This is a genomic window from Pantoea sp. X-Soil-TKNS-1207, from assembly GCF_059730485.1.
Genome location: NZ_AP035958.1, coordinates 1076443 through 1088477 on the forward strand (window position 1 = coordinate 1076443; position 12035 = coordinate 1088477).

11 protein-coding genes are annotated in these 12035 nt (G+C 52.4%); 4 read left to right on the forward strand and 7 right to left on the reverse strand.

Annotated features, from left to right (window positions below):
- Positions 1-101 precede the first annotated feature (101 nt).
- The 7 genes from cyoE to AC6I8V_RS04885 all read right to left on the reverse strand — a co-directional run bounded on the left by cyoE (position 102) and on the right by AC6I8V_RS04885 (position 7428).
- Positions 102-989, reverse strand: coding sequence for a heme o synthase (gene cyoE / locus AC6I8V_RS04855; RefSeq protein ID WP_497845764.1), 888 nt, complete (start codon positions 987-989; stop codon positions 102-104).
- Positions 990-1002: 13 nt separating this feature from the next.
- Positions 1003-1335 (reverse strand): cytochrome o ubiquinol oxidase subunit IV, encoded by a 333-nt coding sequence (locus AC6I8V_RS04860; protein ID WP_497844793.1) that lies wholly within the window; start codon positions 1333-1335, stop codon positions 1003-1005.
- Positions 1335-1952 carry a cytochrome o ubiquinol oxidase subunit III gene (locus AC6I8V_RS04865; RefSeq protein WP_497844794.1) on the reverse strand — a complete coding sequence of 206 codons (618 nt, stop codon included), beginning with the start codon at positions 1950-1952 and terminating at the stop codon, positions 1335-1337. Before AC6I8V_RS04865 ends, AC6I8V_RS04860 begins: the two co-directional genes overlap by 1 nt.
- Entirely contained in the window at positions 1952-3934 is a 1983-nt protein-coding gene (gene cyoB, locus AC6I8V_RS04870) for a cytochrome o ubiquinol oxidase subunit I (protein ID WP_497844795.1), read from the reverse strand. Before cyoB ends, AC6I8V_RS04865 begins: the two co-directional genes overlap by 1 nt.
- Before the next feature lie 4 nt (positions 3935-3938).
- On the reverse strand, positions 3939-4865 hold the full coding sequence (cyoA, locus tag AC6I8V_RS04875; protein ID WP_497844796.1) for a cytochrome o ubiquinol oxidase subunit II: 927 nt from the start codon (positions 4863-4865) through the stop codon (positions 3939-3941).
- A 437-nt stretch (positions 4866-5302) separates the two neighbouring features.
- Positions 5303-6796 (reverse strand): muropeptide MFS transporter AmpG, encoded by a 1494-nt coding sequence (ampG, locus tag AC6I8V_RS04880; protein ID WP_497844797.1) that lies wholly within the window; start codon positions 6794-6796, stop codon positions 5303-5305.
- A 53-nt stretch (positions 6797-6849) separates the two neighbouring features.
- Entirely contained in the window at positions 6850-7428 is a 579-nt protein-coding gene (locus AC6I8V_RS04885; protein WP_497844798.1) for a lipoprotein, read from the reverse strand.
- A gap of 267 nt (positions 7429-7695) precedes the next feature.
- On the opposite strand from AC6I8V_RS04885, the gene bolA reads away from it, so the two are divergent.
- From bolA to clpX, 4 genes are all read left to right on the forward strand, one after another.
- The gene (gene bolA / locus AC6I8V_RS04890; RefSeq protein ID WP_497844799.1) at positions 7696-8010 is read left to right on the forward strand and encodes a transcriptional regulator BolA; all 315 of its coding nucleotides are present in this window, start codon (positions 7696-7698) and stop codon (positions 8008-8010) included.
- Positions 8011-8314: 304 nt separating this feature from the next.
- Positions 8315-9619, forward strand: coding sequence for a trigger factor (gene tig / locus AC6I8V_RS04895; protein ID WP_497844800.1), 1305 nt, complete (start codon positions 8315-8317; stop codon positions 9617-9619).
- A gap of 338 nt (positions 9620-9957) precedes the next feature.
- Positions 9958-10581 carry an ATP-dependent Clp endopeptidase proteolytic subunit ClpP gene (clpP, locus tag AC6I8V_RS04900; protein WP_084873160.1) on the forward strand — a complete coding sequence of 208 codons (624 nt, stop codon included), beginning with the start codon at positions 9958-9960 and terminating at the stop codon, positions 10579-10581.
- Between the two features lie 129 nt (positions 10582-10710).
- Positions 10711-11982: an ATP-dependent protease ATP-binding subunit ClpX gene (gene clpX, locus AC6I8V_RS04905; protein ID WP_084873162.1), complete on the forward strand. Its 1272-nt coding sequence runs from the start codon at positions 10711-10713 to the stop codon at positions 11980-11982.
- Positions 11983-12035 lie beyond the last annotated feature (53 nt).

Sequence of the window (12035 nt, forward strand, 5' to 3'; positions counted from 1 at the left end):
TAGGGAGCAGGGCAGGGCGGGTAAAATAATAGTTTTTAAGCAGTGGTAACAAAAAGAAAGGGCGCGAAATTCGCGCCCTTTCATGGATTTGCGGAGCTGAATTACCAGACGTAAGTCAGCAGGTCTTTTGACGCCGGGGTCATAAAGTCCACCGACATCATCACGCTCAGTGCCGTGACGGCGATAATCGAGAAGACGAACAGTTTACGCGCCCAAACTTTATCGTTTGAGGTTTTGTAACCTGAAAGCGCCATTCCGAGCCACCAGACACTCACTGCCGCAGCAACCACCAGATATTTGTAGCCAGCGTAGCCGCCCAGCGACAGCATCAGGGTGGCAATCATAAACGCCAGGATGTAGAGCGTAATATGATTTTTTGCCACGGAGATGCCTTTCACCACCGGCAGAACCGGGATGTTCGCTGCCTGGTAATCTTTAAAGCGGAAGATGGCAATCGCATAGGAGTGCGGCATCTGCCACAGGCTAAAGATAGCCAGTAAAATCAGCGCGCCAGCATCAAACTCGTTGGTTACCGCGCAGTAGCCAATCACCGGCGGCATTGCGCCGGAGAGGCTGCCAATCAGCGTGCCGTAGACCGAATTACGCTTCATGTAGAGGCTGTAAATGCCGACGTATACCACGAAGCCCATCACCGCCAGCCACATGGCCAGCGGGTTAGCTCCGAAATACAGCAACGCAAAGCCAGCAATACCTAAAGCGGTTGCATAAACCAGGCTTACTTTCGCCGAGATCAGGCCTTTCACCAGCACTCGGTTCCGCGTTCTCTCCATCTTGATGTCGATATCACGGTCAATCACGTTGTTGAAAACACAACCTGATGCAACGACCAGCGACACGCCAACCAGTGAGATGAGAAACAGGGTGTAATCAATGCTGCCTTTCGAAGCCAGCAGGAATCCACCGATCACAGAAATTAAATTGCCGAAAATAATTCCTGGTTTTGTTACTTGCAGGTATTGCTTAATCATCACAGGCGACTCTTTAGTGGGCCATCATGTTGTAGTTGAGGTTCCACATAATCCACAGTGAGCCAACGACGACAATCAGGATAATGAGTGCCGCAAAGACAATGGCTACCATGTTCCAGCCACCCTCGGATTTGCTGTCCAGGTGGAGGAAGTAGACCAGGTGCACCAGCACCTGAACCACCGCACACACCAGAACCACACCCAGAATGGTGCCGTGGGAGGCGCTGCCATCCATCACCATCCAGAACGGGATTGCCGTCAGGATGATCGACAGGATGAAGCCAATCATGTAGGACTTCACGCTACCGTGAGATGCACCACCATGGTCGGTTACAGAATGACTCATTACATGGCCCCCATCAGATAAACAATGGTAAATACGCAGATCCACACCACATCCAGGAAGTGCCAGAACAGGCTCAGGCACATGATACGGGTGCGGTTAGTTGCGGTCAGGCCACGTTTGGAGACCTGGAACATCATCACTGCCATCCAGATCAGGCCAGACGTAACGTGCAGACCGTGCGTACCAACCAGGGTAAAGAATCCGGACAGGAAGCCGCTACGGTTTGGACCGAAGCCTTCCATGATCAGGTGATGGAATTCATAGATTTCCATCCCGATAAATCCGGCACCGAACAGGAAGGTCAACGCCAGCCAGCTGATGACCGCGCCCTTGTTCTGGTTGTTCATCGCGATAACTGCCATACCATAGGTAATGGAGCTGAGCAGCAGCAGCGCGGTTTCTACCAGGACAAACGGCAGTTCGAAGATGTCTTTACCTGCCGGGCCACCGGCAGTGTTATTGACCATAACTGCATAGGTCGCAAACAGGGTTGCGAAGATAATGCAGTCACTCATCAGGTAGATCCAGAAGCCAAAGATTTTATTGGCTCCTGCATCGTGATGCCCATGCTCCGCATGGGCGTCGTGGTGGTGTTTAGTCAGAGTTTCAGTTGACATTATTTCAGACCTGCTTTGCTGATTTCGTCAAAGTGCTTCTTCTCGATCTGCTCGATTTCGGCAACCGGTACGTAGTAATCCACGTCTTCATCGAAACTTTTCACAATCCAGGTCACGATCATGCCCAGGAAGGCGACAACAACCAGCCACCAGATATGCCAGATCGCAGCGAAACCGAAAATCGTACCGAAGGCAGCGATAACAATGGCAGCACCACTGTTTTTCGGCATATGAATTTCTTCATAGTGTGCCGGCTGTTGGTACGCTTCGCCTTTCTCTTTCATTTCCCAGAAAGCATCACGCTCATGAATCTGCGGGATTACAGCAAAGTTGTAGAACGGCGGCGGTGAAGAGGTTGCCCACTCCAGCGTACGGCCACCCCACGGATCACCGGTCAGATCGCGGTTCTGATCGCGGTCACGTACAGAGACGTAGAACATGATCAGCTGGCACAGGATGCCACAGGCAATCAGCGCAGCACCGCAAGCGGCAACGACCAGCAGTGAGTGGAACTGTGGGTCGATGTCCTGGCTGATACGACGGGTCATACCCATGAAGCCCAGCGCGTAGAGCGGCATAAAGGCAACGAAGAAGCCAATGATCCAGAACCAGAACGCGCGCTTGCCCCAGGTTTCGTTCAGCGTGAAGCCGAACGCTTTCGGGAACCAGTAGGTCACGCCAGCCATACAACCGAACACCACACCACCGATGATAACGTTGTGGAAGTGCGCAATCAGGAACAGGCTGTTGTGCAGGACGAAGTCCGCACCCGGTACCGCCAGCAGAACACCTGTCATACCACCGATAGAGAAGGTGACCAGGAAGCCGATGGTCCACAGCATTGCTGAGTGGTACTCGACACGACCCTGATACATGGTGAACAGCCAGTTGAAGATTTTCACGCCGGTCGGAATGGCGATGATCATCGTCATAATACCGAAGAAGGCGTTAACGTTCGCGCCCGCACCCATGGTGAAGAAGTGGTGCAGCCAAACGATGAACGACAGTACGGTAATGGCGATAGTCGCCCACACCAGAGAGGTGTAACCAAACAGACGTTTTTTCGAGAAGGTCGCGGTGACTTCAGCAAAGACACCAAATACCGGCAGGACGAGGATGTATACTTCCGGGTGACCCCAGACCCAAATCAGGTTGACGTACATCATCATGTTACCGCCCATTTCATTGGTGAAGAAATGGAAGCCGAGGTAACGGTCGAGGGTCAACAGTGCCAGCGTTACGGTCAGCACCGGGAACGCAGCGATGATCAGGACGTTAGTACACAGAGATGCCCAGGTGAATACCGGCATTTTGAACAGGTCCATGCCCGGAGCACGCATCTTCAGAATGGTTACGAAGAAGTTGATACCGGTCAGCGTGGTCCCGATACCGGATAGCTGGAGACTCCAGATCCAATAATCGACCCCGACGCCAGGACTGTATTCCGCACCCGAAAGCGGCGGATACGCCAGCCAGCCAGTCTGCGCGAACTCGCCCACACCCAGAGACAGGTTAACCAGGATCACACCGATCGCAGTGAACCAGAAGCTCAGGTTGTTCAGGAACGGGAAGGCAACGTCGCGTGCGCCAATTTGCAGCGGAACCGCGATGTTCATCAGACCAACAACGAAAGGCATCGCCACGAAGAAGATCATAATCACGCCGTGCGCGGTAAAGATCTGATCGTAGTGGTGCGGTGGCAATATACCGGCTTCCCCGGCGGATGCCATCACCTGTTGGGTACGCATCATCACCGCATCGGCGAAGCCACGCAGCAGCATGACAAACGCCATGATGATATACATGATACCCAGTTTTTTGTGGTCAATGGAGGTGAGCCATTCTGACCATAGATATTGCCATTTACCAAAGTAGGTGATGGCAGCGATAACTGCCAGACCACCTATGATGATACCGGCAACCGTAACCATGATAATCGGCTCATGGTACGGCACTGCATCCAGTGTTAATTTTCCGAACATCGTATTATTCCTCGGCTCCCGCGGAAGCGGTGTGACTCATGTCCATGCCTTCGTGCTGAGACATGTCCATCTTCCCGTGGCTCATCTTGAACTTGTCAATAACTTGCAGGAACAGTTCAGGATTGGCTGTAGAGAAATATTCCACCGGGTGATTTTCGCTTGGCGCAGCCAGTTTCTCGAAATCATCCATGGTGGACAGCGTGTTAGGAGCCGCTTTAACTTTGGCTACCCACTGCTGGAATTCCGCGTCGTCTTTGGTTGCAATGGCTTTGAACTTCATGCCAGAGAAACCGCGACCACTGAAGTTCGCAGAGATACCGTCGAAAATTCCCGGCTCGTTGGCGATCAGGTGCAGTTTAGTCTGCATGCCCGCCATCGCGTAGATCTGACTACCCAGCGTAGGAATAAAGAAGGAGTTCATGACGGAGTTGGACGTGATCTTGAAGTTGATTGGCGTGTTTGCCGGGAAGGCAATCTGGTTGACCGTTGCAATACCCTGTTCCGGGTAGATAAACAGCCATTTCCAATCCAGCGCTACAACGTCGATCTCAACCGGTTTCACGTCAGAGGCCAGCGGTTTGCTCGGCTCCAGCGCGTGGGTTGATTTCCAGGTCAGAACGCCGAGGAAGATGATGATCAGGATTGGAATAGTCCAGACCACGGCTTCCACTTTGTTAGAGTGCGACCAGTTGGGGCTATACTTCGCTTCGGTATTGGTCGCCCGATATTTCCAGGCAAAGAATACCGCCATAAAGACTGCGGGGATAACGACGATCAACATCAAGCCGAAAGCTGTCAGAATCAACGAACGTTGCTCCAGTGCAATCTGTCCCTTGGGATTTAACAATGCACTATCGCAGCCACTGAGTAATACAGCGCCTGCAATTAATGACAAAATCCCCAAACTTTTATTGTATTTCCTGAGTCTCATTTAACGACCTCAATGACAAAGGGCTCTATTGTCGTTTAAGTGTGCGCGCATTTTACGGGAAGGTTTATGCAGTGTAAACCAGCTTAAGGATGTGTCAGAAGGCTGTTGACACCTTTTGCTAAGGGTGTCACAGATGTTGCGCAGGGTGACAAATTATTAACGGAGACAAGCAATTAGCATTAATATAACAAAAACCAATAGTAGAAACCGTAATAAAATCAGGGAAAGCATAAACCGTACTTTTAATGCCCATTTATTTAACAATTTTGCATCATTTTTGCGATGAGTTTTCTACAAGATAATTGCTCACCGGTTTTTAATATTCACCGTGCTTGTTAATTTAATGTTTCTTTTTATCGTTGCTAAAAAATGCGATCTGCTAAAATTTGGTAACTGCTATTTTTTCGTCAATTATTTCTGCGGCGACAATATACCCATTAACTCGGGTGGTGTTTTACCCGTGGGTGTTTTCGTAATGCCATGCAATCCAGTATCACCCCAAGCGCAACGCCGATCAACGCCAGTGCCATTCCCGCCTCAAACAGATGTGCGACCAGGTTGCCTGGCTGCCACCAACCCGCCGCACTCAGAGCCAGCGTCAGCAACCACAGCGCCAGCAGCGCGCAGCCGAGGCCAAACAGACGTACCGTCCAGCGATAACCCTGCTGCCACTGGCTGCGGGCAACAAATTCGCCACTTTGCTGGATCGCCTGCAACGTGTTGCGACACACCCACAGCAGCAACAGTCCCGGCACGCCAGCGAAGACGGTAAAGGCATAAAAGGTCGGCCAGCCCCAGAGTTCAACCAGCCAGCCGGCGGCGGGTCCCACGTAGACGCGCCCGACAGCGGAAAGGGCGGAGAGCAGGGCGAACTGCGTGGCGGAAAATGATTTGTTGCACAGCGTCATCAGCAGTGCGACAAACGCCGCGGTGCCCATGCCGCCGCACAGATTTTCGATAAAGACGGCGCCCGCCATGCTCCACAAATGGGGCGGCGTGACGGCGAGCAGCCAATAGGCAAAGTTGGATACCGCCTGAAGTACGCCAAAGATCATCAGCGCGCGGAACAGGCTCAGGCGTTGCATCAATACCCCGCCGTATAACGCGCCAATAATGGTAGCCAGTAATCCCAGCGTTTTGTTCACCAGCCCAACATCACCCGCGTTAAAGCCAACGCCGCGGATCAGAAAGGTGGTGGTGAGCGAGGCGGCGAAAGCATCGCCCAGCTTATAAAGGATGATCAGGGTGATGAGCAGCCAGGCGTTGTTACGCAGGAAGAAATCTTTCAGCGGCAAAGAGACGGCCTGGCGCAGGCTGTGAGGTTCGGTGGCCGGGGCGACCGGCTCCTTTGCCAGCAGGGTGGCGATCAACCCTGGCAGCATCAGCAATGCCATCAGCCAGTAAGTCGCCCGCCAGCCCAGATAACGATCGGCGAGCCACAACGCCAGGCCGCCGGAGATCAGCATCGCCAGTCGGTAACCCAGCACGGTAATCGCCGCGCCGCTGCCGCGTTCTTCCGGCGGCAATACGTCGGTTTTCCAGGCGTCAAACACGATATCCTGCGACGCCGAACAGAAGGCGACCAGCACCGCCAGCGCCGCCAGTAAGGTTAAATCGCGCGTGGGCTGCATAAAGCCCATCGCCACGATACCCGCAATCAGCGCCAGCTGCGTGAGCAGTAACCAGCCACGACGGCGGCCGAGAAAAGGCAGCGTGTAACGATCCATCATCGGTGACCACAGGAACTTAAACACATAGGCCTGGCCGACAAGGGAGAAGAAACCAATGGTTTTCAGGTCAACATTCTCTACCGTCATCCACGCCTGTAAGGTGCCGGCGGTTAACGCCAGCGGCAGCCCGGAAGCAAAACCCAGCAACAACAAAACGGCGGCGTTACGTTGGGTAAAAATGCGCAGATAATGAGAAGTCATAACCAACCTGAAATGAAGCCCGGCCAGGGATGGCCGGGCAAAGAACGGGAGAATTAACGGGCGTTCTGTTTAATGAAGTTATGTACGCTGGTGTCCTGCGCCATATCGGAGATGACGTCGCTCAGGGTTGAGTTCACCGCGTTGGTGATTTTCGCGTTGGTGGCGGTAAATGCGCCTTCTACGCTGTAAGTCTGGCGGTAGTTTTTAACCTGCTTGTTGCCGTTTTTCGCGGTAGCAATAATAGAAATGTCCGCTTTGGTGGTGATGCTGTAACGCACATTACCCTGGGTGACATCGGCATACAGGTTGTTGACCACGATTTGCAGATCCACGGTGCCATTCGGACCCACCATGTAACCGCGTGCGGTCATCTGTTTCTCCAGCACTTCCTGTAACAGGAAGCGCAGATCGCGGGATGGGGTCAGGGTAATCAGCTGGCCATCGCGGTTCACTTTCGCCAGCGCCTGATCGCTACGCTGGTCGGCGCCATTGATGCTGACCGTTACACCCATCAGGCTCGGGTCTTGCTGCGGCAGCTGAATTTTCGGTTCAATATTCAGCGTTGTGTTGTTGCTGGCACAGCCGGCCAAAATAAATGCAGCCAGCAGAGGGAATAACAGTTTTTTCAACATATTGATTCTCGTTAGCGTATTAGGTTGGTTTGCAAACTGCGGCCATCATAGCATTGCATGACAGTGAAAAAAGCCCTGGGCCAGTGGAAATTGATTGTAAAGGCTTTTTTCAGAGCGGATGAGAGAATGTGCGTTGACCTCAGTACCAGGCAGGTTAAGATGCGCCGCTGAGGATTATTTTTTTCCTGCTTCCCTGCGGAAAAGGTCAAAAACCTACTAATATTTAAACAGATGGGGCACAGCGCTCGCCGTAGAGGAGTGTTAACAATGATTCGCGAAGAAATCGAAGAAAAGCTGCGTAAGGCGTTCGAACCTGCACACCTCGAAGTGCATGATGAGAGCTACCGTCATAACGTGCCTGCTGGTTCTGAAAGTCACTTTAAAGTGGTGATCGTCAGCGATCGCTTTACCGGTCAGCGTTTTCTGGCCCGGCATCGCGCTATTTACAGCGAACTGACTGCCGAGTTAGCCGGAAGCGTTCACGCGCTGGCGCTGCATACCTACACGCAAAAAGAGTGGGACGGATTACAGGATACGGTACTGGCATCGCCAAACTGTCGTGGTGCCGGTACGCTCGCCTGATTTTGCTTACTTTTCCCGCTAAAAAACGGCCTGCGGGCCGTTTTTCTTTCCTTATTTATCCCTAAACGCGATCTGCGGCGCAAAAAAGCAGCAAAACCGTTTAAAAGTGGTGACTTTGCAGCCTCGACTCGCCCCGGTGATGCCGCTATAATGCGGCGTCTATTTTTCCGGAATGTCTTCGGGATGCTTCTGATAACAGGGAACAGGTTCTGTCAGCAGAGGCCCTCCCGGTTGTTGGATACGGCGCATTTCATATGTGTGGTGTCTGAAGTTGACCGAGCACGTGATTTTTTGAGGTAGCAAGATGACAGTTTCAGTAGAAACCACTCAGGGTCTGGGTCGTCGCATTACGATTACTGTTGCAGCTGACAGCATCGAAAGCGCAGTGAAGAAAGAACTGGTGGATGTGGCGAAGAAAGTCCGTATCGATGGTTTCCGTAAAGGCAAAGTGCCGATGCATATCGTAGCACAGCGCTACGGTGCATCTGTTCGCCAGGACGTGCTGGGCGATCTGATGCAGCGCAACTTTGTTGACGCCATCATCAAAGAGAAAATTAATCCGGCTGGCGCACCGAACTACGTGCCGGGCGAGTACAAGCAGGGTGAAGATTTCACCTACGCTGTTGAATTTGAAGTGTATCCGGAAGTTGAGCTGAAAGGTCTCGACACCATCGAAGTTGAGAAGCCGGTTGTTGAAGTGACCGACGCTGACGTCGATACCATGCTGGAAACCCTGCGTAAGCAGCAGGCCACCTGGAAAGACAGCGATGCAGCGGCGACCGCTGAAGATCGCGCAACTATCGACTTCACCGGTTCTGTTGACGGCGAAGAGTTCGAAGGCGGCAAAGCGTCTGACTTCGTGCTGGCGATGGGGCAGGGTCGTATGATCCCCGGCTTCGAAGAGGGCGTTGTCGGTCACAAAGTTGGTGAAACCTTCACCATCGACGTGAAATTCCCGGACGACTACCACGCGGAAAACCTGAAAGGTAAAGACGCGAAGTTCGAAATCGTACTGAAGAAAGTTGAAGTACGTGAGCTGCCGGAACTTACTGAAGAGTTCATCAAGCGCTTTGGCGTGGAAGATGGTTCAGTTGCTGGTCTGCGTACCGAAGTGCGTAAGAACATGGAACGCGAGCTGAAAGGCGCAATCCGTAACCGTCTGAAATCTCAGGCGATCGACGGTCTGGTTAACGCCAACGCCATCGACGTGCCGGCAGCCCTGATCGACAGCGAAATCGATGTTCTGCGTCGCCAGGCGGCTCAGCGTTTCGGTGGCAACGAGAAGCAAGCGCTGGAACTGCCGCGCGAGCTGTTCGAAGAGCAGGCGAAACGCCGCGTTGTTGTGGGTCTGCTGCTGGGCGAAGTGATTCGCACCAACGAGCTGCAGGCTGACGAAACCCGCGTTAAAGCGCTGATCGAAGAGATGGCTTCTGCGTACGAAGATCCGCAGGAAGTTATCGAGTTCTACAGCAAAAACAACGAGCTGATGAACAACATGCGCAACGTTGCGCTGGAAGAACAAGCGGTTGAAGCGGTACTGGAAAAAGCAAAAGTTACCGAAAAAGCCACCAACTTCCAGGAACTGATGAACCAGACCGCTCAGGCCTGATTCGTTCGTTAACACGAAGTGCGAAGCCCGCGACCAAAAATGTCGCGGGCTTTTTATTTTCCGCGCAAAAGTACTCAGATTTGTCCTCTATTTGATTAATTAATCGGCAAATTATCGGCTAAGCTCTTTTTCCGTGTTAGCGAATAGGGAAAAGGTTGTTATGCTTGAAATAACTGGGCAGCATCCCCAGATACAGGGAGAATGCATGAAGACAGTGAGACTGGCTGATTAACCGTCCTGATGATGTCGGAGTGAGGAGGCAGCGCATAGTTTTTGTCGCGCGCCTCACGTAAAATCGGTACAGAATGTTGCCAATGAAATTTATCCAGGAGACGGTAATGTCATACAGTGGCGATCGTGAATTTACTGCACCGCAGATGGCGCTGGTGCCTATGGTGGTCGAACAAACCTCGCGCGGCGAGCGTTCTTACGACATCTATTCCCGCCTGCTCAAAGAGCGTGTGATCTTCCTGACCGGCCAGGTTGAAGATCATATGGCTAACCTGATCGTGGCGCAGATGCTGTTTCTGGAAGCGGAAAATCCTGAGAAGGACATTTACCTCTACATTAACTCGCCTGGCGGCGTGATTACCGCCGGTATGTCGATTTATGACACAATGAAATTTATCAAGCCGGACGTGAGCACCATTTGTATGGGCCAGGCCTGTTCAATGGGCGCGTTCCTGCTGACGGCAGGGACCAAAGGCAAACGCTTCTGCCTGCCGAACTCCCGCGTAATGATTCACCAGCCGCTGGGTGGCTATCAGGGCCAGGCAACGGATATTGAGATTCATGCGCGTGAGATTCTGAAAGTTAAACAGCGTATGAATGAGCTGATGGCTGAGCATACCGGTAAATCGCTGGAGCAGATCGAGCGCGATACCGAGCGTGACCGTTTCCTCTCTGCCAGTGAAGCGGTAGAGTATGGCTTAGTCGATTCCATTTTGACGCATCGCCAATAAGACACATCTGCCTGGCTCCTGGGCTATAGTTAACAGGATGACTGGCAGGTGGGTTGAATGAATATCGGCCGTAAACGTACGGCCAGCGCCGTACGCCGGTATGGCCTGAGAACGAAAAGAGGTTAGCTGATGACAGATAAGCGCAAAGACGGTTCAGGTAAGTTGCTGTACTGCTCTTTTTGCGGCAAAAGCCAGCATGAAGTGCGTAAGCTGATTGCCGGGCCGTCAGTGTATATCTGCGACGAATGTGTCGATTTATGTAACGACATCATTCGCGAAGAGATTAAAGAGGTCGCCCCGCATCGCGAACGTAGTGCTCTGCCGACGCCGCATGAAATCCGCCATCATCTCGATGACTATGTTATCGGTCAGGAAAAGGCGAAAAAGGTGCTGGCTGTGGCGGTTTACAACCACTACAAACGCCTGCGCAATGGCGACACCAGCAATGGCATCGAACTGGGCAAAAGTAACATTTTGCTGATCGGTCCTACCGGTAGCGGGAAAACCTTGCTGGCGGAAACACTGGCGCGTTTACTGGATGTGCCGTTTACCATGGCCGACGCCACCACGCTGACCGAAGCCGGTTACGTAGGCGAGGATGTGGAAAACATCATTCAGAAACTGTTGCAGAAGTGCGATTACGATGTGCAGAAAGCACAGCGCGGCATTGTCTACATCGATGAAATCGATAAGATTTCTCGCAAGTCAGACAACCCGTCCATCACCCGTGACGTATCGGGCGAAGGCGTGCAGCAGGCGTTGCTGAAACTGATCGAAGGCACTGTGGCTGCTGTGCCGCCGCAGGGTGGCCGTAAGCACCCGCAGCAGGAATTTTTGCAGGTTGATACCTCGAAAATCCTGTTCATCTGTGGTGGCGCTTTTGCCGGTCTCGATAAAGTGATTTCCCAGCGTGTGGAAACCGGTTCAGGTATCGGTTTCGGCGCGACGGTGAAAGGCAAATCGCAGAAAGCGAGTGAAGGCGAGCTGCTGTCGCAGGTCGAGCCGGAAGATTTAATTAAGTTTGGTTTGATTCCTGAGTTTATTGGCCGTCTGCCGGTGGTGGCGACCCTGAATGAGCTGAGTGAAGAAGCGTTGATTCAGATTCTGCGTGAGCCGAAAAACGCACTGACCAAACAGTACCAGGCGCTGTTTAACCTGGAAGGTGTTGAGCTGGAGTTCCGTGATGAAGCGTTGACGGCGATTGCCAAAAAAGCGATGTCACGTAAAACCGGTGCGCGTGGTCTGCGTTCGATTGTTGAAGGCGCATTACTCGAAACCATGTACGACCTGCCATCAATGGATGACGTGGAGAAAGTGGTGATTGATGAATCGGTTATCGATGGTCAATCCGAGCCAATGCTGATTTACGGTAAGCACGAAGCCCAGGCTTCTGGCGAATAAATAAACAATTAAACCACGTTGTTATCTTAAAAAAGGGGAAAATCTTTCCCCTT